The sequence below is a fragment of the Chryseobacterium tongliaonense genome, assembly GCF_041224435.1.
Taxonomy (GTDB): Bacteria; Bacteroidota; Bacteroidia; order Flavobacteriales; family Weeksellaceae; genus Chryseobacterium; species Chryseobacterium tongliaoense.
In genome coordinates this window covers 344,330-369,907 of the sequence record NZ_JBGFFD010000003.1, presented here as the reverse complement: position 1 = coordinate 369,907, position 25,578 = coordinate 344,330, and the positions used below count along the sequence as shown (strand labels likewise).

Genomic DNA, 25,578 nt, shown 5'->3' with positions numbered 1-25,578 from the left:
TGTTTAAAAGAAGTTTATTTATGAAGCCATTATCCAAAATCCTGTTTTTATTTTTCACGATGATTATCTTTAGCTGTCAGCCCCAAAAAACATCTTCTGACAAGAATAAGATTGTTTATCAGTCTGAAAACTTGATCATCACCCGGCTTTCAAAAAATATCTATCAGCATATTTCATTTTTGAATACAGACTCTTTCGGAAAAGTTTCATGTAACGGGATGATTGTGGAAGACGGGAATGAAGCGGTAATTCTGGATACTCCTACCAATGATAAAAGCTCTGAAGAACTGATTTCCTGGATTAAAAATAAACTTCATTCAAAAGTAAATGCTGTTGTGGCAACCCATTTTCACAATGACTGTGTAGGCGGACTGAAAGAATTTGATAAAAATAATATTCCGTCTTATGCGAGCAATAAAACCATTGAACTTGCCGGAAACAGTAATGCTAATGTGCCCGATCACGGATTTAATGATGCAATAACACTGAATGGCGGAAAACAAAAAATTGTCGTCAAATACTTTGGTGAAGGGCATACAAAAGACAATGTTGTAGCCTATGTTCCGGATCAGAGAGCAATGTTCGGTGGTTGTCTGATCAAAGAAAAAGATGCTGAAAAAGGCTATCTTGGAGATGCCAATGTTCATGCCTGGTCAGAAACCGTTGAAAAAGTGAAAAAAGCCTATCCGGAAGCAAAGATCATCATTCCCGGTCATGGAGACACCGGAGGCCAGGAATTATTGGATTATACCATTCAATTATTTAAAGAAAACTAACTCGAACAACTGGAGCAATAGCCCGAAATAAATCCGTTGAAATTAACGGATCGGTACCCCTTTGGCAGCGGAACTTTCATCTCATTAGGAAGGCATTCGATCTTTTCGCATTGCAGGCACCTGAAATGAAAATGATTATGCTGATGTGCCTTTTCTGAACAATTGATACAAAAGGCAAAATAATATTTTCCGTCATCGCTCAGAATTTTGTGAACAATTCCGTCATCACAGAAACTGTTGAGTACCCTGTAAATTGTTGCCCTGTCTATCTCTGCACCCAATTCTTTCTGTAAAATATCCTGACTAACCGCCGATTGGGAATTCTTTAAAGAATCTAAAATCAGCTGTTTTGCTTTTGTATTTCTCTTAGCCATATGCAAATATAAAATTATTATTGCGATTTTGTCGCATTAATTAAAATTTATTTTACCTTTGCAAAGAGTTGATGATTTAAAGCTGGCAATTGAAAGACATTCCAACAATCCGTCCCAACTCAAAACTCATAATTTATAACTCATAACTAAAAACACCTCTCATGGACAACCGGTTTTTTGACGTAATCATAATAGGCGGAAGTTATTCAGGACTTTCAGCCGGAATGGCTTTAGGAAGATCTTTAAGAAATATTTTAATTATCGACAGCGGAAAGCCCTGCAATGAGCAAACCCCACATTCCCATAATTTTCTGACGCAGGATGGAAAAACTCCGAAAGAAATAAGCACAACAGCAAAAGAGCAGGTGAAGAAATATGATACGGTACAATTTCACGACGGATTAGTGGTGAAAACTGTTAAAACTTCTGAAGGCTTTGAAATTGAAACCGCTGCAGGAGAGAAATTAAGCTCTAAAAAGCTGATTGTTGCCACAGGAATTAAAGATATTAAACCGGATATTCCCGGATTTAACGAATGTTGGGGAATTTCTGTTATTCATTGCCCGTATTGCCATGGATATGAAGTGAGAAATGAAACGACCGGAATTCTTGCCAACGGAGATATTGCGTATGAATTTTCCAAAATGATTGCCCACTGGACCAAAGACCTTACTTTATTTACCAATGGAAAGGCTACTTTCACTCCCGAACAGTTTGAGAAATTAAATGAGCACCATATTATTGTAAATGAAGATGAAATCAAAGAAATCATACATAATAATGGGCATATTCAGAAAGTGCTCTTCCACAACGGAAAAGAAGTTTCATTAAAAGCTTTATATGCTAAAATACCTTTTGAACAAAACCTGAATGTTGCTGAAGACCTGGGCTGCGAATTAAATGAACACGGATTGATCAAAACAGATCATTTTCAAAAAACAAATGTAAGCGGCTTATATGCTTGTGGAGACAATGTAAGCATGATGCGTTCCGTAGCCCATGCCGTAGCTCAGGGAAACCTTACGGGAGCTATGGTAAATAAAGAACTGATTGACGAAAAGTTTTAACTTTATTATAAAATGTTTTTGGAGTCCTTGCTGTTTATCGGCAAGGTTTTTTTATGAAATTTAGAGAAAGAGTTGGTTGGAATTATTTATTATCGTAATATTGCGATATAAACTATTGTAAAATGGGTGCTACAAAAACAGATTTTTTTACTGAGAAGCAAAACAGGATAGCGATGATTGCAAAAGCTTTGGGACATCCTGCAAGGGTAGCTATTGTAGAATATTTGCTTAAAGTGAACGAATGCATTTGTGGTGATATCGTGAATGAATTACCCCTTGCTCAGCCAACCATTTCCCAGCACCTGAAAGAACTTAAGAATGCAGGGCTTATCAAAGGAAGTATTGAAGGAAATACGATTTGCTATTGTATCGATGAAAAAGCTTTTGAAGTTTTGAATATTTGGTTTTCTGACATTATTTCTGCTGTTAAGAAGAGAGATTGTTGCTGAAATTTTTTTATTCATCATTATCGTAATATTGCATTATAACAATTAAAAATTTAAAAATGAAATTATCTGAAATTAAAAACATTTTGCCATCATTAGAGAATGTAGAGTTTCAATTGGAAGACGGGACATTTGTACCGGAACATTTTCATGTGACAGAGATAGGAATGGTCAATAAAAATTTTATAGATTGTGGCGCAACCATCAGAAAAGAAGAAAAAGTTAATTTCCAACTCTGGAATGCTGATGATTATGAACATCGCTTAAAACCCGGTAAGCTTTTACACATTATCAATCTGTCTGAAGAGAAACTGGGCATCGGAGATTTTGAAATTGAAGTGGAGTATCAGGATAATACGATTGGGAAATATGATCTTGACTTTAATGGTGAAAATTTCATCCTGAAAAATAAAGTAACCGCATGTCTCGCTAAAGATGCCTGTGGAATCCCTCAGGAGAAACAAAAATTAAATCTTAATGAATTAAAAGGTAATACGGAATCACGCTGTACATCAAATTCCGGTTGCTGCTAATCATGAAAGCTAAATTAATTCAATATAAAAAACCGATCATAATAACAGGTTCTGTTGTTGTATTACAGCTCATTTTCGGATTTGATCCTAAGTTCTGTATTATCAACTTAATCTGGTTATGTGTTTAAAACTATGAAAAAGAAACTATTGGTACTTTGTACGGGAAACAGCTGCAGAAGTCAGATTGCAGAAGGATATTTAAGATATTTTACTGAAGGAAAAACAGATGTTTACAGTGCAGGAATTGAAATCCACGGCGTAAATCCTAAAGCTGTAAAAACAATGGCTGAGGATGGAATTGATATATCAGATCACACCTCAAATCAGATTGATGAATACAAGGATATTGATTTTGATTTTGTGATTACCGTTTGTGATCATGCTAAAGAAAACTGTCCGTATTTTCCGACTAAAGCTCAAAAGTTCCATTATAACTTTCCCGATCCGGTAAAGGCTACGGGTACGGAAGATGAAATTAATCAGCAGTTTAGGAGGGTTCGGGATCAGATAAAAGCGTATTGTCAACGATTTACAATTGAAAATTTATCGTGAAAGCATAAGATTTGTGTGAAATGTTAATTGCAAAAATCATATTTCCGGGTGTTGAAATCTAGTGGGAAATTCCGTACATTTGGGGGTGAAAATCTAAAAAACTAAAAGTAAATGGATATTATTTTCGACCTGATTGAAAAAGAAAGACAAAGACAATCCCATGGATTAGAGCTGATTGCATCAGAAAACTTTGTTTCTGATAATGTAATGAAAGCTATGGGAAGCGTATTGACTAACAAATATGCGGAAGGGTACCCCGGAAAAAGATATTACGGTGGTTGTGAAGTAGTAGATGAGGTTGAAACTTTAGCGATCAACAGAGCAAAAGAGCTTTTCGGTGTAGACTATGTAAACGTTCAGCCGCACTCAGGATCTCAGGCGAATGCAGCTATTTATCTTGCAGTTTTAAAACCCGGAGATAAAATCATGGGAATGGATCTTTCAATGGGGGGGCACCTTACCCACGGTTCTGCAGTAAATTTCTCAGGAATCCAGTATAATGTGGTTTCTTACGGAGTGCAGCAGGAAACCGGTTTGATCGATTATGATCAGATGAGAGAAGTGGCTTTAAGAGAAAGACCGAAAATGCTTATTGCAGGTTTCTCTGCCTATTCAAGAGATCTGGATTATGCTAAATTCAGAGAAGTTGCCGATGAGATCGGAGCTACACTTTGGGCAGATATCGCTCACCCTGCAGGTCTGGTAGCAAAAGGATTATTAAATTCTCCGTTTGAGCACTGTCACGTTGTAACGACGACGACTCACAAGACTTTGAGAGGTCCGAGAGGAGGGATGATCATGATGGGTAAAGATTTCGAAAATACATACGGACATAAAACTCCAAAAGGAGAAATTAAAATGATGAGCCAGGTATTGGATGGAGCTGTTTTCCCTGGAATTCAGGGTGGTCCGCTGGAGCACGTCATTGCCGGAAAAGCAGTAGCTTTTGGTGAAGCTTTGGATACTCAGTTTGAAACCTATGCAAAACAGGTGAAATCTAATGCACAGGCTTTGGCAAAAGCAATGATCAGCAGAGGATTTGATATTGTAAGCGGCGGTACAGATAATCACCTGATGCTGGTAGACCTTAGAAATAAAGGGGTAAACGGGAAAGAAACTGAAAAAGCTTTGGTACTGGCAGATATTACCTGTAACAAAAACATGGTTCCGTTTGATGATAAATCACCATTCACAACTTCCGGAATCAGATTGGGAACTGCTGCAATTACAACAAGAGGATTGAAAGAAAATGATATGGAAACAATTTCTGAGCTAATCTCTGAAGTAGTTGACAATATCAAAAATGAAGAAGTTCTTGCTTCGGTTAGAAAAAAAGTTAATGAATTAATGGAAGGTAAGGCATTATTTAATTATTAATATTTACCGGAATTAAAAATATAAAGAATGGGCCTGTGCTCATTCTTTTTTTATACTGTCTATGGAAAAGAAGTCTTTTACTTTTGACGAAATAAAACTAAAACTGGTCAATTATTGTGTTTATCAGGACCGTTGCCATGCTGAAGTAGAGCAGAAGATGAGAGAATTTCTATTAATTGATGAAGCCAAAGAAGAAATCATGCTTTATCTCCTGAGAGAAAATTACTTAAATGAAGAAAGATTCACCCGAAGTTATATCAGAGGGAAATTTTATATAAAACACTGGGGCCGGAATAAAATCAGGATCAATTTAAAGCAGAAACAGGTTCCCGAAAAGCTGATCAATAAATCTTTTGATGAGATTGACGAAACTGATTATGAAAAAACCATCAGGAAGATTTTTGAAGATTATTATGAGAAACAGAAAGGGTTAAAAGAATACCAGAGAAAAGCCAAAACCATAAAATATTTGATCAGCAAGGGTTTTGAATATGATGTAATACTTAATATTATGGAAACTTAACACAACCATAACTTTCCCGAAAAATAGATGAGGTCAAAATAAAATAGTTTTGCGTAAAAATTATTTTAAACCTTATGAAACGACATTTATCCTATGTTAGAAAAACGACATTGGCGTTTTTCCTGACCTTTTTTTCGGTCTGGGGTTGGGGACAAATTACTGAAAGTTTTGAGTCCGGCCTACCTTCAAGTTATAACTCAACATTATCATCCGCAACTTTGAGCAGTGGCTCATGGCAGATTAAAGATGTAATCACAGGAACTACCGGTGCAACTGCCGGAACAAAATCTGCACAGATAAGAAGTGCTACCGCAGCTCAGATCATTACTCCTACTTTAACCGGTGGAGTAGGTACGGTAAGCTTTACAGTAGTGGCTTCTACAGCTTCGGGTGGCTATCAGGTGAATGTTTCTGAAGACAATGGACAGACATGGACACCAGCTCCCGGATCTCCATTTACAGCGGGAACCACATCTTCTACAAGAACGATTGCGATCAACAGCGCTACAGTTAATAAAATTCAGGTTTACAGAACCGGAGCTACACTGTATGTAGACAATTTTACAACTACGGTAGCGAGTGTATCTTCACCGAGTCTCTCTACAACAGGTACATTTACTTCATTCTCTTATGTGGAAAATAATGGACCGTCAGCAAACCAGTCTATTTCTGCATCAGGTTCCAATTTAGACGGATCAGATGTTACAATTTCAGCACCTGCTAATTTTGAAGTATCTCTGACAGGCGGAAATGATTTTGCAGCTACAAAAGCGATTACAGGGTATTCAAACGGTGCATTTGCAAATCAGAATGTGTATGTACGTTTAAAAAGCGGCCTGACTGTTGGTTCTTATTCCGGAAATCTTACAATTTCAGGAGGAGGTTTGGCATCAGCAACAAGCATTTCATTAGGAGGAAGCGTGGTAGCAGTTCCAACAGTAACGGCATCTTCATTTACAGGAACAGTAGGAACAGCCTTCTCTCAGAATATTGCTGCAACGCAAAACCCGATTTCTTATGCATTGGTTTCCGGTAATACATTGCCTGACGGACTTTCATTAAATACATCTACAGGAGCAATTTCCGGAACACCTGTTACAGCAGGAACTTTTACAGCAGACGTAACTGCAACCAATAATGCAGGAACTTCAGCTGCGGCAACAATTACTTTCACCATCGGAAAAGGAACTCAGACTCTGACAGGTTTTTCAGATCTTACTAAATATCTGAGCAGTCCTGCTTTCAGCTTCCCGGCTAATACAGATGCAGCCAATTTACAGGTAATTTATAACAGCTCTAATACAGCGGTTGCAACAATATCCGGAAACACGGTAACAATAGCAGGCGTTGGGACAACTACAATTACTGCTACACAGGCAGGAAACAATAACTGGAACGCATTCAGCCAGCAGATCACTCTGACAGTTGCCAATGATCCGGTTGTATACAACGGAATCGGTAGATTTGAAAAAATTACTTCTGCAGCAGATTTATCAGACGGATATTATGTTATTACCAATGAAACGGATGAGTTTTTAATGACTAACGGAAGAACAGGAACTGCAACAACAGGATATTTCGTAAGTGACAACTCAAACGTTACAGGAAACATTATCCTTAATCCTGTACAAAACAATGTATGGTTGATTAAAGCTGATGGTACCGGTACAAAAACAATTTATAACGAAGTTATAGGTAAATATGTAGGATGGTCATCAGGTAATTCTGCTTCTATTGAAGATGCTCCTGCTAATACCAACAGATGGACATTTACTTACGGAAGCAGTAAGTTTACGGTAAATAACCTGGCAACTCCTGTAAGACAACTTTCATATAACAATGGGAGCCCGCGTTTTGCAGCTTATGGAAACAATGCACAACAGGAATTACAGCTGTTCAAATTAGTGGAATCTACCATCTGGAACGGAACGACATGGTCTAACGGAAATCCCGATAATAAAGATGTAATCATCACCGGTGCTTACTCTACCAATACAAACCCGGCTTTCACTGCTAAAAATATTACCATTAAAAATGGAGGTGTTCTGGAAATTACTTCCGGTAATACAGTGAGTGCTCTTGATATTACTGTGGAAAACGGAGGAAACCTTGTTCAGAAAGACGGTTCCGCATTGAATTATACAGGTGCATTTAAAGTATTGAAAAACGGAATCAGCGCTTTGGATAAATATGCATTCTGGTCTTCACCGGTAGCTGATCAGGATCTGTTAACAGTTTACGGAACAGGAGTTACACCTGCATTCATTACACAATATAACACAGCTACTGATTATTTTGTAAATGCTGCTTCAACAATTGCAGCAACAGGTACAGGGTATTCTGTTAAAACTCCGGTAGCGAATGCTTCTCTTGCATTTGAAGGTACACCAAACAACGGAACATATACAAAAGTACTTTCAACAGCTGGAAATGGGTTCAACCTTGTAGGAAATCCATACCCTTCAAACCTGGATCTGAACGCATTCTATACAGCTAACACAGCAAGAATTTCAAATACATTTTATTTCTGGGATAATACAAGTAACTCAGTAACAACACAGGGAGGTGCTACCACCGTTAATGTTGGATATGCAACGTATAACCCTGCTACACAGGTTTGGGTTCCTGCACCTAATATCGTAACAGTACCAACAGGTAATACAGCGAATGTAGGGCAAGGCTTCTTTGTAAAAGCCAATAATGCTGCTGATACTTCTTTAAGTTTCACCAACAATATGAGAATTGGTAATAACGGTACATTCTTTAATAAAAATGTAAATACACTTACAGAAGGTAAATTCTGGTTAAGATTGAATTCTTCTTACAACACCAGCAATACTTTTGCAGTAGCCTATCTTTCACAGGCATCAGATGCTTATGACATTTATGATTCTAAAGCGATGGCTATAGGTTCTGATGCATTCTATACATTGGCCGGAACACAAAAATTAGTTATTCAGGGTAAAGCAGGATTTGATATAGATGATGTGGTTCCGGTGGGTGCCAAACATTTTGAAGCAGGAAACTTTACCATTTCATTGACTAAAAAAGAAGGCATATTTGATAACGGACAAGCCATTTATATTCATGATAAAGAATTAGGTACATACACCAATTTACAAAGCGGGAATTATACTTTCTCTGCTAATGCCGGTGATATGTCAACCAGATTCGAAATTGTGTACAAAAAACTTGTCGTACTTGCTACAGATGAAGTTGAAAACTCTGCATTTGAGGTATACAGAGATGGGGAAGAATTTGTAGTGAAAAATAATAAAAACATTGAGAAAATAGAAATCTTTGATGCTTCAGGAAGAAAAGTTAAACAACTTGATGCAAATGCAAAATCAGTTAGATTGAGACTTGATGCAAAAGGATTATATATTTTGAAAGCGATCTCTGAAGGGAAAGCTTACACTAAAAAATTAATTAAATAAAAAAAAGAACATGAATAAAATAATAATAGCTTGTCTTATCATTTTTTCAAGCTTTGCATATGCACAGGAATCATCAGAGAATGATAACCCATTTATGAGAGAAGAATCTTCAAGAGCCAGCAGCGTTGAGGAAGAAGAAACCATGGTTGAAGAGGATATTTTCCCTGGAAATCCGGGTGATCCTCAAGCCGCACCGGTAGATCAATATATTCCGGTACTTATTTTGGTGGCTCTTGGAATTATAGTGGCACATGTAAAAAGAAATAAAATTGCAGAATAATAATAGCTAAATATCGTTATTAGCTCCTAAAGCATTAAGTTTTAGGAGTTTTTTATTATATATCATTTCTCTTCTTTTAATTATTTTTTAATAATACATGAAAGAATATGTTTTGAATTAATAATGGCACGAATAATGCATTGTGATTTTACAAATATTAAAAAAATATTAAAATATTTTATCCGTTGAGATGAGCTGTGAAAAAAATAAAATGAAGTACCACATTTTTAAAGTGAATAATATCCATTATCTTTGCACAACTAATAAAAAATCACTTAAGTTTTGATGAAAAGGCTGTATGACGCTTTTAGTGCTCTGTATAACGGAGATAATATTGTGAAAATCACAGAATTGAGATATGTACCCAGATGGCTGGTTATTATTATTGATATTCTGATTGTTTTATTTTCTTTATTTCTTTCGCGTATATTCCTGGATAATCTGGCTGTAAGGGTCAATTTTCCAGAATACCGTATGGAAAAAAGATTCCTTGTTATATTCGTCAATATCCTGTTTATGTATGTTTTTAAAACATATGCAGGTATTATAAGACATTCTACTTTCTTTGATTTTTTTAAGATCATATTATCTTCGGGAAGTACACTTATCACTCTATTATTACTTAATTATATAAGTGAATTGATGCTGGGCAGTTCATTGTACCTGTATCCCAACCTTTTTCTGTATTTCCTTATTTCTGTTTCTATAATGTTCTTTTTCAGAATGATTACGAAACAGTTCTTCAATGCCTTGATAGATATCAAAGGAGCTTCGTCCAAAGTAAGAGTGGCAGTAGTAGGAGTAGGTGAAGTATCTGTGGCATTAGCCAGGGCTATTATGCATAATCCTAATTACCCTTATCGTTTAGCAGGATTTCTTACGAACAGATCAGATTCCCGCAGAGCTATATTACTGGGGCATAAAATCTATACCAAAAATCAATTCTTTAGCAATGAGAAACTGATAAAACAATTTGATGCGGTTTTATTGATTAAAGAAATCATGACCAAACAGGAGATCGAAGAATGGATGACGCTGGGACTGGATAGCGGATTGAGGGTATTAAAAGCTCCTACACTCAGCAAAATGAGAGATTCGGATTTAGTAGGAGGAATCAGCCAGCTTCAGATAGAAGATTTACTGAACCGTAAGCCTATTAAAATAGAAAGTGAGGATGTAAGAAAAAGGCATTTTGAAAAAACAGTTTTAGTAACCGGAGGAGCAGGATCTATCGGGAGTGAAATCGTAAGGCAGGTTTCACAATTCAATCCTTCATTAATTGTAGTGCTTGACCAGGCAGAATCGCCTTTGTATGAACTGGAATTAGAATTATATGAAAAATTCCCGGATCAGAAATTCAAATTTGTTCTGGCGGACATTTCAAATAGCTACAGACTGGAGAAATTATTTAAAACGTACCAGTTTTCTATGGTATATCATGCTGCCGCTTATAAGCATGTGCCTCTTATAGAAGATAACCCGCATGAAGCTATCTTCGTCAATATATTAGGAACTAAAAACTTAGCTTTACTATCTAAAAAATACAGAGTAAACCGTTTTGTGATGGTTTCTACGGATAAGGCAGTGAACCCTACTAACGTAATGGGGGCTTCAAAAAGAGCAGCAGAATTATTCGTTCAGTCGCTTCAAAATTCACCGGGGAATGTCACTAAATTTATTACGACCCGTTTTGGAAATGTTTTAGGATCAAATGGCTCGGTAATTCCTCATTTCAGAAAGCAGATTGAAAAAGGAGGACCTGTAACGATTACACATCCGGATATCATCCGTTATTTTATGACTATTCCGGAGGCTTGTGAACTGGTATTACAAGCAGGAACTATGGGGAATGGTGGTGAGATCTATGTTTTTGATATGGGTGAACCTGTGAAAATTTTAGATTTAGCCAAAAGAATGATCAAACTATCAGGTTATACACCGGATGTTGATATCAAAATTACATTTATTGGTTTAAGACCTGGCGAAAAGTTATATGAAGAACTTTTAAGTAATAACACAACTACGATTCCTACCCACCACGAGAAGATCATGATTTCAAGAGATCCGCTGATGGAATTTGAAGAAGTTGAGGTTCTTTTTAAACAAATTATCATGTCTGCGATCAAAAGAGATAAGTTGCAGGTTGTTAGCCTACTGAAAACAATTGTTCCTGAATTTATAAGCAATAATTCAGAATTTGAAGTGCTGGACAAAAAAACAATTGTAGATGAAAATTTGTAAAATAATTAATAATGCTATTTTTGTGAAAAAAATATCAAGAATGAGTTTTAAATATTTTATGTACGGTGGTGCTTTAGGCCTGATTTTATTTTCCTGTACAGCAAAACAGGAAATCAATTATATGAAGGATATTGATAGTGTTGCACTTGAAAATTCCATTAAAAATAGTAGAAGTACTTTACAGCCTGGAGACCAGTTGGTGATTACAATATCTGCAAAAGATATGGATGTAGTAAAACCATTCAATCAGAATTATTCTTCTACTACTACAGTTGCTCAGTATAGTATCCCAAGTTCGAATAATCTGCAACAGCAAATTCCTGTTTCAGGGCCCACTTACCTTGTGGACACGGATGGAAATATTATTTTTCCTCAGATTGGAGAAATAAGTACTAAAGATGAAAATGTTGAAACTCTTAAAGTAAAATTAGCAGATCGTATTAAAGAATATGTGAAAAATCCTATTGTTGATGTTAAGCTTACTAATTTTAAAGTCTCTGTTCTGGGAGAAGTTACCAAGCCGGGAACCTATGTAATCCCTGACGGAAGCACAACTTTATTGGGAGCTTTGGGATTAGCCGGAGATCTTACACCTTTTGGAGTTAGAAACAATGTATTGGTCGTTAGAAACATAGACGGGCAGATCAGCAAAGAGAGAATAGATCTTACAAGTGCGAATTTTATCAATTCACCTTACTATTATTTAAAACAAAATGATGTGATCTATGTCCAGCCAAATGCCAACAGAGAAAAATCTGCAAGATTGGATCCCAATACAGGATTATATATTTCTGTAGCATCAGTAATAGCTTCAATTGCAATAGGGATTTTAGCTTTAACCAGAAATTAATATTAAAAAAACTTATTATTCTTGGAATTTTAGGTTGATACTTATTCACAAATTAAATAAAAATAAATATAAAAGGTTTTGGACACAAAACTTCTAGTATAGATTTAAATAAAAATATGAAAAAAACAATTATTACATATTTTGTATTGCTTACAGTGATTTTAACATCATGTAAACCAAAGCAACATATGGTGTATATGTCAGAACATAATATGGAACAGGAGATTTCTCAGGCGAAATTTCAAGGCTTACATATTCAGGAAGGAGATGTTCTTTTAATTCTTGTTTCTGCTCTTGATGAGGCAGCTGTAAAACCTTTTAACCTTAATACCACAAACCGTGTGGGAAGTGAAGCTCCCAATGGAGTAAATCAATATGTGCAGCCTAGTGAGTATTTAGTAAATGCAGAAGGAAATATTAATTTTCCGGTATTAGGTGATGTATATGTTAAAGGAATGACCCAGGTACAATTAAAGCAGGATCTTGAATCCCGTTTAAAAAGATATCTTACTGATCCTTTGGTAACCATTAATCTCAAAAATTTCAATGTAAGTATTTTAGGTGAAGTTAAAGTTCCGGGACAAAAAGAAAGTGCTTCACAGAAGCTTAATATTTTTCAGGCATTGAGTCTTGCAGGAGATATGACTGATTTTGGAGACCGTAAAAACGTAAAGCTTATCCGCACCGGAGATGATGGTGCTGAGCAGGTAATCAATCTGGATATGTCCAGATCGGATATTGTAAATTCGCCATATTATTATATGAAACAGAATGATGTACTCTATGTACAACCTGATAGAAATAAACAGGTGCAAGCAAATTCTAACCCCAACAGAGCTCTTACTTTTCAGATCATTGCTTCAGCATTAGGAGTAGCGACTCTTATTATTTCTTTAACCCGATAAATTAAAATATGCAGCAGATAGAATTTCAGGAAAAGGAAGAAAAGCTTGATATAAAAAAAATTATTGGACAATATTTACGTAAATGGCCGTGGTTTGTTGTATCCGTTTTTATATTTTTATTAGGTGCATATATTTATCTTAGATATGCTGTACCTAAATATCAATCGGAAACAACACTTAAGTTTGATAAAAAGGAAACAGATATTTCATCTGCTTTAGCCGATTTAGATAATTTAGGGATAGGATTAAATGGTGCTGATGAACTAAAAAGTGAAGTTGCTGTGGTAACCTCAAGACCTATTCTTGCACAGGTTGTTAAAAATCTTAATCTGAATGTAGAATATTACAGTGAAGGAGAAATAAAAGACTCGGAAATATTTACTAATTTACCGGTAACAGGTAAAATATTAGTGTATAATGATAATAAAAAATTTAAATCTTCGGAATTTACAGTTAAAGAAGTAGGAAATAATCAGTTTACTTTAACAAATGAGAAGAAAAAAAATAATGGGACTTTTGATAAACCGTTACAACTTGATTTTGGAACAGTAATTTTACATAAAAACGGAGAAATTCCTAAAAATTCTAAATATAAAGTCGTTTTTTTAAATCCTTTAGAAAAAGTTAAAAGATTAGAAAAGCAAATACAGGTAGATTTACCGGATCAAAAAGCCCTATTGATGGAGATCAGTATAATAGGTACAGTTCCTGAAAAGTCTGAAGCTATTTTGAATGAAGTAGCTAAGCAATATAATCAAGACGGTTTAAGAGATAAGAATCTACAGGCCCAAAACACTCAGGAGTTTATAGATAAGAGGTTAGAAGTAATTACCAGAGACCTTTCAGGTGTTGAAAATCAGAAAGAAGATTTTCAAAACCGCAATCGTATTGTTGATCTAGAGGCTCAGGCACAGCTAGCTCTACAGAATACAAGTGATAATACAAAAGCTCTTCTCCAACAGCAAACACAATTAGATTTGTTAAACTCTCTTGGTGCGGAAGCTTCTAAAGGAGGAAATAACCAGCTTATGCCTTCTAATCTTGGGCTTAATCCATCGTTGGAACAGGCTATTTCTCAATATAATACACTCCTTATCAGTAGAAATAAAACTTTAAAACAGGCTACAAATGAAAACCCTGCTGTAGTGGAAATGAATAAGGAGATTTCTGCATTGAAAGAAATTGTACGTGATAATATTAGCCAACAAAAAGCAACAGTACAAGCTGCTATCAGTCAATTGAACGGACAAATATCTTCAAATAACGGACTTATAGAGAAAGTTCCGGGACAATCAAAGATTTATCGTGGCATAGAACGTCAACAAAATCTTAAAGAACAACTTTTTCTTTTCCTTTTACAGAAAAGAGAAGAAAATGCCATTAACCTCTCTGTAAATGTTCCAAAAGCGAAAATTGTAAATCCTGCCTTTACACAAGATATTCCCGTATCTCCTAAGAAAAATGTTGTTTTTCTTGGAGCAATTATTTTGGGACTATTATTTCCTTTTATTACATTTTATTTATTCTTTATGTGGGATGATAAAATCTATAATAGAGCAGATATTAAAGAACGTTCTTTTATGGGAGTACTTGCAGACATACCTACTCTTAAGGATAAAGAAAATCATCTGGTTCAGAAAAATGATTTTTCAGAACTGGCAGAAGCATTCAGAGTGTTGGTGTCCAATCTTAAGTTTGTATTACCAACTAAAGACACAGCCAAAATAATTATAGTAACATCTTCAATAAAAGGAGAAGGAAAAACCCTTGTATCTGTTAATTTAGCACTTACATTAGCCAATAAAAATGGAAGATCTCTTCTTATAGGATCAGATATTCGAAACCCACAGATTCAACGATATGATAGCGAGCCTATGAAAAGAAAAGGATTAACGGAATATCTATATGATGAATCGATTAATGTTGAAGAGCTAATACATACATCAGATACAAACCCTTACTGTGATGTAATTTATGCAGGAAGCATTCCTCCTAATCCTCAGGAGCTTCTTTCTAATGGTAGATATCAGAAACTTGTTCATGAAATGACTTCTCAATATGCATATATTATTATAGATTCAGCTCCATTAATGTTAGTTTCAGATACTCTTAGCATTGCGGATGTAGCTGATGCCACATTATATGTTGTAAGATCTGGAGTTTCAAAAAATATCTTGATCGATTTTGCCAACGATTTAGTCAGAGATTCGAAATTATTAAATACTTCATTTGTAATTAATGATGTTTCCAAACAAGTAGGAGGTTATGGCTCAAATTATGGCTATGGCTATGGATACACAAATGACAAGCAAGAAACATGGTGGCAAAAAATATTTAAGAAATAATATTTATATACCACGTTGTAAAATGCTATTGGCTTACATGAAAGAAAATATTATATGAAAACACAAATTAAAATTGCTATAATAGGATTAGGATATGTAGGTCTGCCCTTAGCACGTTTATTTGCTACAAAATATTCTGTAGTAGGGTTTGATATAAATCAAAACAGGGTTATAGAATTGAATAAAGGTATAGATTCTACACTTGAAGTTGAAGATGATGTACTTCAGTCTGTTTTGGTTAAAAAAAATCCATTTTTTTATTCTAACGATGAAAATAAAGGTTTGTATTGTTCTTCTGATTTAAATGAAATTAAAGAAGCAAATATCTATATTGTTACGGTTCCTACCCCGGTAGATAAACATAACCGTCCCGACTTAACTCCATTATTCAAGGCATCAGAAACAGTTGGAAAGGTATTGAAAAAGGGAGATATAGTGATTTTTGAATCCACAGTATACCCTGGTGTTACAGAAGAAGAATGTATACCTGTATTAGAAAGGATATCAGGCTTAACCTTTAATCAGGATTTTTTCGCGGGATATTCACCGGAAAGAATTAATCCTGGAGATAAAGAACATACTGTAGACAAGATTTTAAAAGTAACTTCAGGCTCAACACCTGAAATTGGTAAAAGAGTTGATGAATTATATAAATCAGTTATTACTGCAGGAACACATCTAGCTCCTACTATTAAAGTGGCTGAAGCATCAAAGGTTATTGAAAACTCACAACGTGATATTAATATTGCCTTTGTTAATGAATTAGCTAAAATATTTAATTTATTAGACATTGATACCCATGCTGTTCTTGAAGCAGCCGGTACTAAGTGGAATTTTTTACCTTTTAAACCGGGCCTTGTGGGCGGACACTGTATAGGTGTTGACCCTTTTTATTTAGCACAGAAAGCTCAGGATGTAGGATATTATTCTGAATTAATATTAACAGCAAGAAGATTAAATGATTCTATGGGGGCATTTGTGGCTTCTCAGGTTGTAAAAACGATGATTAAGAAAGGGATATCTGTAAACGGAGCTAAAGTACTGAATCTGGGTATTACTTTTAAAGAAAACTGCCCTGATGTAAGAAATACTAAAGCCGCTGATGTCATTAAAAGTTTAAAAGAGTATTCGTTAGATGTGTTGACTTATGATCCATGGGCAAGCCCGGCGGAAGTTATGCATGAATATGGAATTCAATCTGTAGATTCATTAAGTGAAATAAATGAGAAATTTGATGCAGTTATCCTTACTGTTTCACATAAAGAATTTATAAGTTTAAACTTATCTCAGTATTTAAAAAAGAATAATGTGATATATGATGTAAAAGGAATTTTAAAAGAATTTGATGCCAGATTATAAGTTTAATATTATATATAAATTATGAAAACAAAACATCTTATCGTTTTTGGAACTCGTCCCGAAGCAATAAAAATGGCTCCGTTGGTTAAAGAATTTTTAAAACATGATGATTTTGACACAAAAGTGTGTGTAACAGCACAGCATAGAGAAATGCTAGATCAGGTTTTGGATTTTTTCGACATACAGCCTGATTATGACCTGGATTTAATGAGACCAAACCAAAATTTGTACTCTTTGACTGCAGATATTATTACCCAGCTGAAACCTGTTTTAGAAGATTTTAAACCGGATTTTGTTTATGTACACGGGGATACTACTACAACGATGGCTGCAAGTATTGCTTCTTTTTATTCAGGAGCAAAAGTTTGTCACGTTGAAGCTGGGCTGAGAACCCACAACAAACGTTCTCCGTTTCCGGAAGAAATCAACCGCCAGGTAGCCGGACGAATTGCAGATTATCATTTTGCACCTACAGTTAATTCCAGAGATAATTTATTACAGGAAAATGTAAAGGAGAATAGCATTCTGGTTACCGGGAATACGGTAATCGATGCTCTTTTAGACAGTTCTGTTCGTATAAACACAATCGAAAATCAGGAAATTGAATATTTAAAAACAATTGTTGATCCAGATAAAAAGCTAATATTAGTAACCGGACACAGGAGAGAAAATCATGGTCAGGGATTTATTAATATCTGTGAAGCTTTAAAAGAAATAGGTGTAAACAATCCGGATGTACAAATCATTTATCCTGTACATTTAAATCCGAATGTGAAAGTTCCGGTTTATGAAATTCTTTCGGGAATCGATAATATACAACTCATCGATCCTTTGGCATATCCTGCATTTGTATGGCTGATGAATCAGTCATATATGATTATTACAGATTCAGGAGGAGTACAGGAAGAGGCACCCAGCCTTGGAAAACCTGTTTTGGTGATGAGAGATACCACAGAACGGCCGGAAGCTGTAGATGCCGGGACAGTAATCCTGGTAGGAACAGATAAAAATAAAATTGTATCAGAAACACAAAATCTATTAGATGATAAAAATCGTTATCAATCGATGAGCGAGTTACACAATCCTTATGGTGATGGAAAAGCTTGCGCACGTATAGCAGAATTTATCAAAACAAAATAATTGAATAGAAAATAATATGAATCCAAAAGTAGTCACAATAGGGTTGGGATATATAGGGTTACCAACTTCTGCATTAATTGCAAATAATAAGATACCCGTTCATGGAGTAGACATATCACAACATGTTGTTGATATCATTAATGCTGGTAAGATCCATATTGTGGAACCTGAACTGGATCAGGCTGTCGCAAAAGCAGTAGCAGATGGTTTTCTTAGAGCAGATACCAAACCGGTAACTGCCGAAACTTATTTAGTGGTGGTTCCAACACCTTTTAAAGGAAATCATGAACCGGATATCTCTTATGTAAAATCAGCTACTACAGCCATTATTCCTCTGTTAAAAGAAGGAGACTTATACATCATAGAATCTACCTCACCTGTGGGAACTACAGAAAAAATGATGGAATACATTTTTGCAGAGAGACCAGAGCTAGAAAATAAAATTTATTTAGCATACTGCCCGGAGAGAGTTTTACCTGGAAACGTAATGTATGAGTTGGTAAATAACGATCGTGTAATAGGTGGGGTAAATGAAGAATCCACACAAAAAGCATTGGCATTTTACAGACAATTTGTACAGGGAGAATTACATTCTACCAATTCACGTACTGCAGAGATGTGTAAATTAACTGAAAATTCATCTCGTGATGTACAGATTGCCTTTGCAAACGAATTATCTTTGATTTGTGATAAAGCAGGAATTAATGTATGGGAATTAATTGCACTGGCAAATAAACATCCTCGTGTTAATATTTTACAACCGGGTTGTGGTGTAGGAGGACATTGTATCGCCGTTGATCCTTACTTTATTGTAGCGGAATTCCCGATGGAGTCCAGAATTATTGCACAGGCACGAGAAACAAATAATTATAAATCGTTCTGGTGTGCAGAGAAAATTAAAAATACGCGTTTAGAATTTGAATTGAAAAATGGTCGTGAGCCGTCAATCGCTATTATGGGATTAGCTTTTAAACCCAATATTGATGATTTACGTGAATCTCCTGCTATTCAGATTACAGAACGTGTTTTACAGGATTCTGGTGATGCAGATCTATTCATTGTAGAACCTAATGTACATGAGCATAAAGTATTTAAACTGACAGATTATCAGATTGCTGCGGAAAAAGCTGATATCGTTGTTTTACTTGTGGCACATAATGAATTTAAAAATTTATCGTTCAAAGAAAATCAGGTTGTGTTGGATTTTTGTGGAATTGTAAAATAAAAACATGAATATACTTAATCTTATAGGTAGATCTAAAGAATTATTTTCTAATGATATACAAAATCATGAAGCTGAATTGAAATCAATTGTTTCGTCCTCGAAATTTTTGGTAATCGGAGGTGCCGGATCAATAGGTTCTGCAACAACTAAAGAGATTTTTAAACGGAATCCTAAAAAGCTTCATGTTGTTGATATCAGTGAAAACAATATGGTTGAGCTGGTTCGTGATATCAGAAGTTTATTTGGGTATATCGACGGTGATTTCCAAACTTTTGCATTGGATATCGGTTCCATTGAGTATGATGCTTTCTGGGAAGCCAATGGGGATTATGACTATGTTCTAAACCTTTCAGCATTAAAGCATGTAAGAAGTGAAAAAGATCCTTATACTCTGATGCGAATGATTGATGTAAATGTTTTTAATACAGATAAAACTTTACAGCAGTCTATTGAAAAAGGAGTGAAGAAGTATTTTTGTGTTTCCACAGATAAAGCAGCTAACCCTGTAAATATGATGGGGGCTTCTAAACGCATAATGGAAATGTTTTTAATGCGCAGAAGCAAAGATATCGCAATTTCTACAGCACGTTTTGCAAACGTAGCATTCTCAGACGGCTCTTTGTTATATGGATTTAATAAACGTATAGAAAAGAAACAGCCTATTGTAGCACCTAATGATATCAAAAGATATTTTGTTATTCCAAAAGAATCCGGTGAATTATGTCTGATGTCTTGTATTTTTGGAGAAAACAGAGATATCTTCTTTCCAAAGCTAAGTGAAAATCTTCATTTAATAACCTTTGCGGAAATAGCTGAAAAATATTTAAAAGAAATTGGCTATGAGCCTTATTTATGTAAAGACGAAAATGAAGCCAGAGAATTGGTTCATACTTTGCCGCAACAAGGTAAATGGCCATGCTTATTCACCGGAAGTGATACTACAGGTGAAAAAGATTTTGAAGAGTTCTTTACAGATAAGGAAGTTTTAGATATGGATCGTTTTGAAAACCTTGGAGTTATTAAAAATGAGCTGAATATTGAAGAAGATAAATTGAATTTATTTGAAGAAAATATTAATTCAATGAAAACTGCCCGTAAATGGGAAAAAGAAAAAATTGTAGATCTGTTTTTTGCTATGATTCCAGACTTTGGACATAAAGAAACAGGGAAATATTTAGATTCCAAAATGTAATGATGGAGCATATTCAACAAATGGTCTCGTTTATCAGAGATCAATATAAAACTGATCAGTTTATTCCGTTACACGAACCTCGTTTTCGTGGGAATGAAAAAAAATATTTGAATGATACGATTGATTCCACTTTTGTATCATCAGTAGGAGCTTATGTAGATCAATTTGAAAATATGATGGAGGACATCACAGGAGCTGCAAAAGCAGTGGCTGTTGTTAATGGTACTTCTTCATTACAGGTTGCCTTAAGGCTTACCGGAGTACAACCGGGAGATGAAGTAATCACACAGGCATTATCATTTATTGCTACGGCCAACGCAATTGCATATAATAATGCTACCCCTATTTTCTTAGATGTTGACCTTGATACGATGGGATTGTCTCCAAAAGCAGTTGAAGCTTTCCTGGAAGGGTTTGGCGAAATAAGGGATAATGGGTGTTTCAACAAATCTACAGGTAAAAGAATAGCCGCTTGTATGCCTATGCATACGTTTGGTTTTCCGGTGCATATGGATGAATTATTAGAAATATGCTCTAAATGGAATATACCGCTAGTAGAAGATTCAGCAGAATCCTTAGGCAGTTATTATAAAGGAAAACATACCGGGACTTTAGGTTTATTGGGAGGTTTTTCCTTTAATGGAAATAAAACAGTAACCTGTGGTGGTGGTGGATCAATTGTTACAAATGATATTGAACTTGCCAAGCATGCAAAATATCTTACAACAACTGCCAAAAGACCTCACCCTTATGAGTTTTTCCATGATGAGCTGGGGTACAATTTCAGAATGCCTAATCTGAATGCAGCATTGGCATGTGCACAGTTAGAGCAGCTTAATACTTTTATTGAAGATAAAAGATCTTTGGCATTGGCTTATTCAGAACTATTTAAAGGTTTAGGAATCAGATTTCGTCAGGAAACACCTGATACGAAAGCGAATTATTGGTTAATGTGCGTTGAATTGGAAAACAAAACAGAAAGAGATAATTTCTTAAAATTGACAAATGAACAGGGGATTATGACCCGTCCTATCTGGACACTTACCTATCGTTTGCCAATGTATGAACATTGTCAGCGTGATGCACAAACCAATGCAGAGTTTTTAGAAGAAAGAATAGTAAATATTCCAAGTAGCGTCAGATAAAATATAGATATTATGCTAAAAAGTAAATACTACACAGAAAAAGATTTATTAGATTTTGGGTTTAAATCAATAGGTACAAATGTATTGATTTCATCAGATGCTAGAATCTATGGACAAGAAAATATATCAATAGGAAATAATGTTAGAATTGATGATTTTGTCACCATTTCTGCTACAAATGGATTTATTGAGATACATAATAATGTTTTTATAGCAAGAGGCTGTCATTTAAGTGGTTTTTTTGGAATTATTCTTAATAATTTTTCCAGTATGGCTGCAAATACAATCCTTTACAGTGCATCAGATGATTATTCAGGAGAATATCTTACTGCTCAAGCAATTCCTCAGGAATACACCTCACATATCGGAGGATTAATAAATATTGGTAAACATGTTATTATTGGAGCAAATACTGTAATAATAGGTAAATGTAATGTTGGAGAAGGGTGCAGTATTGGTTCAAATTCTTTGGTTGTGAAAGATTTGGAAGATTGGAATGTATACGCGGGAACTCCAGCAAGAATTATAAAAGAAAGAAGTAAAAAGCTACTTGAGCTTGAAAAAAAATTAGTACAAGACAGACCAGAATTTGGATAATATGCAAACCGTAGTTATAATCGCTGAAGCAGGTGTTAATCATAATGGTAGTTTAGAAAATGCTTTTAAATTAATTGACGCTGCTGTTGATGCAGGTGTTGATTATGTGAAATTCCAAACTTTTAAAGCAGATAAGTTAGTCTCTAAGTCTGCTAAAAAAGCAGAATACCAAATTGCTAACACAGGAAATGATAACGATTCTCAGTTGACAATGCTGAAACAGTTGGAATTATCACATTCTGATCATGAAAAGATAATTGCGTATTGTAAAGAACAAGGAATTCAATTTTTTTCTACAGCTTTTGATCTGGAATCATTACAATATTTAAAAGAAATAGGATTAGATTTAGTAAAAATACCTTCCGGAGAGATTACTAATCTGCCTTATTTAAGAAAAGCAGCTCAATTATTTTCTAAAGTAATTTTGTCTACAGGAATGTCATCCATGGATGATATAAAGGCAGCTGTTGATGTTTTTAAAAAAGAAGGCATCAAAGATATTTCTATTTTACATTGTAATACAGAGTATCCGACACCTATGAATGATGTTAATTTAAAAGCAATGTTAACGATAAAAGATATGTTTGGAACTCCTGTAGGTTATTCAGATCATACTTTAGGCATTGAAGTACCTATTGCAGCTGTTGCTTTGGGAGCAAACATTATTGAAAAACATTTTACACTAGATAAAACAATGGAAGGCCCGGACCATGCTGCTTCACTGGAACCGGAAGAGCTAAAGAACATGGTTGCCGCCATTAGAAATATAGAAGATGCAATTTCGGGAACAGGCCTGAAAGAACCAAGTCCTTCTGAAATGAAAAATATAAAGATTGCGAGAAAAAGTATTATTGCTGCAAAAGAAATAAAAAAAGGAGAAATATTTTCAGAAGAAAATCTTACGGTTAAGAGACCGGGAGACGGGATTTCTCCGATGCAGTGGGATGATGTAATCGGAAAGCAGGCCAATAAAGATTTTTACGAAGATGATTTAATAGAATTGTAGATGAGAAAACTTTGTGTTGTAACTGCTACAAGAGCAGAATATGGTCTATTAAAACCATTAATGAATGCCATTAATGCTAATCAGGAATTTAAACTGCAATTATTGGTAACCGGAGCTCATTTATCTCCTGAATTTGGAAGTACATATGCTCTTATCGAACAAGAAGGATTTTATATCAACGAAAAAGTAGAAATGCTTTTATCTGCTGATACCGGTAGTTCTATTGTAAAGTCTATGGGATTGGGAATGATTGGGTATGCAGATGCTTTTTCCCGTTTGAATCCTGATGCAATTATTATTCTTGGTGACCGTTATGAAATGTTAGCCGTTGCTTCTTCAGCTTCGACAATGAAAATTCCGATTATTCATTTACATGGAGGAGAGATAACTGAGGGAGCTTATGACGATTCTTTCCGTCATGCTATAACAAAACTTAGTCATTTGCATTTTGCGTCAACGGAAAGCCATCGTGAAAGGATTATCCAATTAGGAGAACAACCACAAAATGTGTTCAATGTGGGTGCTATTGGAATTGATAATATAGTAAATCTTCCATTATTATCTAAAGAAGCATTAGAACAAGATCTAGGGATTCGGTTTGCAAAATATAATTATCAGGTAACTTTTCATCCGGAAACACTAGCTGACTTGTCAGCAGAAGAACAGTTTAAGGTTCTGTTGCAGGCTATAAAGAATCAGAAAGAAAGTTTTTTTGTATTTACCAAATCCAATGCAGATACCAATGGGAGGGTTATTAATCGGATGATTGATGAATTTGTAACAGAAAATCCACATATTGCTAAAGCATTTACATCCTTAGGCTCATTAAAATTTTTATCTCTGTTAAAGCAAAGTAATGCGATTATCGGAAATAGTTCAAGTGGAATTGTGGAAGCTCCATCTTTTCACATCTTTACTATTAATATTGGGGATAGGCAAAAAGGAAGAACCCAGGCTAAAACAATTATTAATTGTGCTGTTGATCAATTGCAAATAGAAGAAGCTATTGATAGAACACAGAATGAAACTTTTATGCAATCTATAAAAAATCTTCAAAACCCGTATGGAAACGGAGATACAACTAATAAAATAATGAAAGTCATAGAATCTACAGATTTTTCAAAATTATTAATAAAAAAATTTCACGATAAATAAATCATGAACAATATTCAAAAACATAGTTTAAATAAAACTGCATCTGTTCGCGATGCTTTAATCAAGCTGGATGAATTAGCTTCAGATGCAATAATTTTCATCGTAGATGATCAGCAGGTTTTACTTGGGTCTTTGACAGATGGTGATTTAAGAAGAGGCTTTATTAAAGGTTTAAATTTTGAAGATGATATATTAAAATTTGTTCAGCCTAATCCATCTTTTGTAACTGAAGGAGAGGATACTGTTGATTTATTGGAATTATATAAGTCAAAAAATTTTAAAATAGTTCCTGTATTAAACAAGGAAAAACAGATTATAGATGTTATCAACTTTAGAGAAAATTCTACGGTCATTCCTGTAGATGCTGTTTTAATGGCGGGTGGTGAAGGTAAAAGATTAAGGCCATTAACTGAAAATACGCCTAAACCTCTTTTAAAAGTGGGCGATAAACCAATTATTGAATATAACATAGACCGGTTAAGCTATGTCGGAATTAAAAATATCAATTTAAGCATCAATTATTTAGGGGACCAATTAATCGAACATTTTGGAAATGGAGAAAAAAAAGGTCTTAATATTAATTATGCGAGAGAAACCAAACCTTTGGGAACAATAGGATCTATTCTTTTAGTTGATGATTTTAAACATGATGATATCATTGTTATGAACAGTGATTTGTTAACGAATATAGACTTTGCAGATTTCTATAAATTATACAGAAATAGTGGAGCAGATATGGCCGTAGCCGCTACCTCATATCATGTAGACATTCCATATGCTGTTTTAGAAGTTGATCCCAACAATAAAGCAAAATCCCTAAAGGAAAAACCAAGATATACTTATTATTGCAATGCAGGAATTTACCTGTTGAAAAAAGATGTTTTAAAAATGATTCCTGAAGATACATTTTTTGATATTACAGATCTAATGGATAAAGTATTGGAAATGAACCTGAAGCTGGTAACTTATCCAATTAACGGATATTGGTTGGATATTGGTAAGCATGAAGATTTTATCAAAGCTCAGGAGGATATTAAACATATAAAACTTTAG

At 34.8% G+C, this 25,578-nt stretch carries 23 protein-coding genes; 22 read left to right on the top strand and 1 reads right to left on the bottom strand.

The genetic code is table 11. From position 1 onward, the window contains the following. The first annotated feature begins 20 nt into the window (after positions 1-20). Positions 21-776 (top strand): subclass B1 metallo-beta-lactamase, encoded by a 756-nt coding sequence (gene bla, locus AB8P06_RS09220; protein WP_369840717.1) that lies wholly within the window; start codon positions 21-23, stop codon positions 774-776. Here bla and AB8P06_RS09215 read toward each other — a convergent pair. Continuing rightward, positions 773-1,150, bottom strand: a complete 378-nt coding sequence (locus AB8P06_RS09215; protein WP_369840715.1) for a Fur family transcriptional regulator — start codon at positions 1,148-1,150, stop codon at positions 773-775. The two genes, bla and AB8P06_RS09215, sit on opposite strands and share 4 nt — an antisense overlap. 161 nt (positions 1,151-1,311) lie before the next feature. On the opposite strand from AB8P06_RS09215, the gene AB8P06_RS09210 reads away from it, so the two are divergent. From AB8P06_RS09210 to AB8P06_RS09110, 21 genes are all read left to right on the top strand, one after another. After that, positions 1,312-2,217, top strand: a complete 906-nt coding sequence (locus tag AB8P06_RS09210) for an NAD(P)/FAD-dependent oxidoreductase (RefSeq protein WP_369840712.1) — start codon at positions 1,312-1,314, stop codon at positions 2,215-2,217. 122 nt (positions 2,218-2,339) lie between these two features. Further along, positions 2,340-2,666: an ArsR/SmtB family transcription factor gene (locus tag AB8P06_RS09205; protein ID WP_369840710.1), complete on the top strand. Its 327-nt coding sequence runs from the start codon at positions 2,340-2,342 to the stop codon at positions 2,664-2,666. 56 nt (positions 2,667-2,722) lie between these two features. Then, positions 2,723-3,196, top strand: coding sequence for a DUF6428 family protein (locus AB8P06_RS09200; RefSeq protein ID WP_369840709.1), 474 nt, complete (start codon positions 2,723-2,725; stop codon positions 3,194-3,196). Between the two features lie 132 nt (positions 3,197-3,328). Further along, on the top strand, positions 3,329-3,748 hold the full coding sequence (locus AB8P06_RS09195; RefSeq protein ID WP_369840707.1) for an arsenate reductase ArsC: 420 nt from the start codon (positions 3,329-3,331) through the stop codon (positions 3,746-3,748). Between the two features lie 111 nt (positions 3,749-3,859). Continuing rightward, a complete protein-coding gene (gene glyA / locus AB8P06_RS09190; protein WP_369840705.1) occupies positions 3,860-5,125 on the top strand; it encodes a serine hydroxymethyltransferase in 1,266 nt (421 codons plus the stop codon). 55 nt (positions 5,126-5,180) lie between these two features. After that, positions 5,181-5,648: a regulatory protein RecX gene (locus AB8P06_RS09185; protein WP_369840976.1), complete on the top strand. Its 468-nt coding sequence runs from the start codon at positions 5,181-5,183 to the stop codon at positions 5,646-5,648. Positions 5,649-5,722: 74 nt separating this feature from the next. Next, positions 5,723-9,085, top strand: a complete 3,363-nt coding sequence (locus AB8P06_RS09180; RefSeq protein WP_369840703.1) for a RemA C-terminal-like gliding motility protein — start codon at positions 5,723-5,725, stop codon at positions 9,083-9,085. 10 nt (positions 9,086-9,095) lie between these two features. Further along, positions 9,096-9,365, top strand: a complete 270-nt coding sequence (locus AB8P06_RS09175; protein ID WP_369840701.1) for a hypothetical protein — start codon at positions 9,096-9,098, stop codon at positions 9,363-9,365. A 285-nt stretch (positions 9,366-9,650) separates the two neighbouring features. Beyond that, complete coding sequence (locus AB8P06_RS09170; RefSeq protein WP_369840700.1) at positions 9,651-11,606, top strand: polysaccharide biosynthesis protein; 1,956 nt, start codon at positions 9,651-9,653, stop codon at positions 11,604-11,606. 40 nt (positions 11,607-11,646) lie between these two features. After that, the gene (locus tag AB8P06_RS09165; RefSeq protein WP_369840699.1) at positions 11,647-12,456 is read left to right on the top strand and encodes a polysaccharide biosynthesis/export family protein; all 810 of its coding nucleotides are present in this window, start codon (positions 11,647-11,649) and stop codon (positions 12,454-12,456) included. Positions 12,457-12,572: 116 nt separating this feature from the next. Then, positions 12,573-13,361, top strand: coding sequence for a polysaccharide biosynthesis/export family protein (locus AB8P06_RS09160; protein WP_369840697.1), 789 nt, complete (start codon positions 12,573-12,575; stop codon positions 13,359-13,361). Positions 13,362-13,369: 8 nt separating this feature from the next. Further along, entirely contained in the window at positions 13,370-15,706 is a 2,337-nt protein-coding gene (locus tag AB8P06_RS09155; RefSeq protein WP_369840696.1) for a GumC family protein, read from the top strand. 54 nt (positions 15,707-15,760) lie between these two features. Beyond that, complete coding sequence (locus AB8P06_RS09150; protein WP_369840695.1) at positions 15,761-17,065, top strand: nucleotide sugar dehydrogenase; 1,305 nt, start codon at positions 15,761-15,763, stop codon at positions 17,063-17,065. Between the two features lie 21 nt (positions 17,066-17,086). Then, positions 17,087-18,205, top strand: coding sequence for a non-hydrolyzing UDP-N-acetylglucosamine 2-epimerase (gene wecB, locus AB8P06_RS09145; protein ID WP_369840694.1), 1,119 nt, complete (start codon positions 17,087-17,089; stop codon positions 18,203-18,205). A 16-nt stretch (positions 18,206-18,221) separates the two neighbouring features. Further along, positions 18,222-19,430 (top strand): UDP-N-acetyl-D-mannosamine dehydrogenase, encoded by a 1,209-nt coding sequence (gene wecC, locus AB8P06_RS09140; RefSeq protein ID WP_369840692.1) that lies wholly within the window; start codon positions 18,222-18,224, stop codon positions 19,428-19,430. A gap of 4 nt (positions 19,431-19,434) precedes the next feature. After that, positions 19,435-20,622: a UDP-N-acetylglucosamine 4,6-dehydratase gene (locus AB8P06_RS09135; protein WP_369840691.1), complete on the top strand. Its 1,188-nt coding sequence runs from the start codon at positions 19,435-19,437 to the stop codon at positions 20,620-20,622. 2 nt (positions 20,623-20,624) lie between these two features. After that, positions 20,625-21,767: a LegC family aminotransferase gene (locus AB8P06_RS09130; RefSeq protein ID WP_369840974.1), complete on the top strand. Its 1,143-nt coding sequence runs from the start codon at positions 20,625-20,627 to the stop codon at positions 21,765-21,767. Positions 21,768-21,779: 12 nt separating this feature from the next. Then, positions 21,780-22,364, top strand: coding sequence for an acyltransferase (locus AB8P06_RS09125; RefSeq protein WP_369840689.1), 585 nt, complete (start codon positions 21,780-21,782; stop codon positions 22,362-22,364). A 1-nt stretch (position 22,365) separates the two neighbouring features. After that, a complete protein-coding gene (neuB, locus tag AB8P06_RS09120) occupies positions 22,366-23,370 on the top strand; it encodes an N-acetylneuraminate synthase (protein WP_369840688.1) in 1,005 nt (334 codons plus the stop codon). Further along, positions 23,371-24,525, top strand: coding sequence for a UDP-N-acetylglucosamine 2-epimerase (neuC, locus tag AB8P06_RS09115; protein ID WP_369840687.1), 1,155 nt, complete (start codon positions 23,371-23,373; stop codon positions 24,523-24,525). It begins immediately after the preceding gene. Between the two features lie 3 nt (positions 24,526-24,528). Then, positions 24,529-25,578 (top strand): nucleotidyltransferase family protein, encoded by a 1,050-nt coding sequence (locus tag AB8P06_RS09110; protein WP_369840686.1) that lies wholly within the window; start codon positions 24,529-24,531, stop codon positions 25,576-25,578.

Coding starts and splice junctions, on each gene's coding strand:
- bla (WP_369840717.1), top strand. CDS start 21: ATGAAGCCATTATCCAAAATCCTGTTTTTATTTTTCACGATGATTATC.
- AB8P06_RS09215 (WP_369840715.1), bottom strand. CDS start 1,150: ATGGCTAAGAGAAATACAAAAGCAAAACAGCTGATTTTAGATTCTTTA.
- AB8P06_RS09210 (WP_369840712.1), top strand. CDS start 1,312: ATGGACAACCGGTTTTTTGACGTAATCATAATAGGCGGAAGTTATTCA.
- AB8P06_RS09205 (WP_369840710.1), top strand. CDS start 2,340: ATGGGTGCTACAAAAACAGATTTTTTTACTGAGAAGCAAAACAGGATA.
- AB8P06_RS09200 (WP_369840709.1), top strand. CDS start 2,723: ATGAAATTATCTGAAATTAAAAACATTTTGCCATCATTAGAGAATGTA.
- AB8P06_RS09195 (WP_369840707.1), top strand. CDS start 3,329: ATGAAAAAGAAACTATTGGTACTTTGTACGGGAAACAGCTGCAGAAGT.
- glyA (WP_369840705.1), top strand. CDS start 3,860: ATGGATATTATTTTCGACCTGATTGAAAAAGAAAGACAAAGACAATCC.
- AB8P06_RS09180 (WP_369840703.1), top strand. CDS start 5,723: ATGAAACGACATTTATCCTATGTTAGAAAAACGACATTGGCGTTTTTC.
- AB8P06_RS09175 (WP_369840701.1), top strand. CDS start 9,096: ATGAATAAAATAATAATAGCTTGTCTTATCATTTTTTCAAGCTTTGCA.
- AB8P06_RS09170 (WP_369840700.1), top strand. CDS start 9,651: ATGAAAAGGCTGTATGACGCTTTTAGTGCTCTGTATAACGGAGATAAT.
- AB8P06_RS09165 (WP_369840699.1), top strand. CDS start 11,647: ATGAGTTTTAAATATTTTATGTACGGTGGTGCTTTAGGCCTGATTTTA.
- AB8P06_RS09160 (WP_369840697.1), top strand. CDS start 12,573: ATGAAAAAAACAATTATTACATATTTTGTATTGCTTACAGTGATTTTA.
- AB8P06_RS09155 (WP_369840696.1), top strand. CDS start 13,370: ATGCAGCAGATAGAATTTCAGGAAAAGGAAGAAAAGCTTGATATAAAA.
- AB8P06_RS09150 (WP_369840695.1), top strand. CDS start 15,761: ATGAAAACACAAATTAAAATTGCTATAATAGGATTAGGATATGTAGGT.
- wecB (WP_369840694.1), top strand. CDS start 17,087: ATGAAAACAAAACATCTTATCGTTTTTGGAACTCGTCCCGAAGCAATA.
- wecC (WP_369840692.1), top strand. CDS start 18,222: ATGAATCCAAAAGTAGTCACAATAGGGTTGGGATATATAGGGTTACCA.
- AB8P06_RS09135 (WP_369840691.1), top strand. CDS start 19,435: ATGAATATACTTAATCTTATAGGTAGATCTAAAGAATTATTTTCTAAT.
- AB8P06_RS09130 (WP_369840974.1), top strand. CDS start 20,625: ATGGAGCATATTCAACAAATGGTCTCGTTTATCAGAGATCAATATAAA.
- AB8P06_RS09125 (WP_369840689.1), top strand. CDS start 21,780: ATGCTAAAAAGTAAATACTACACAGAAAAAGATTTATTAGATTTTGGG.
- neuB (WP_369840688.1), top strand. CDS start 22,366: ATGCAAACCGTAGTTATAATCGCTGAAGCAGGTGTTAATCATAATGGT.
- neuC (WP_369840687.1), top strand. CDS start 23,371: ATGAGAAAACTTTGTGTTGTAACTGCTACAAGAGCAGAATATGGTCTA.
- AB8P06_RS09110 (WP_369840686.1), top strand. CDS start 24,529: ATGAACAATATTCAAAAACATAGTTTAAATAAAACTGCATCTGTTCGC.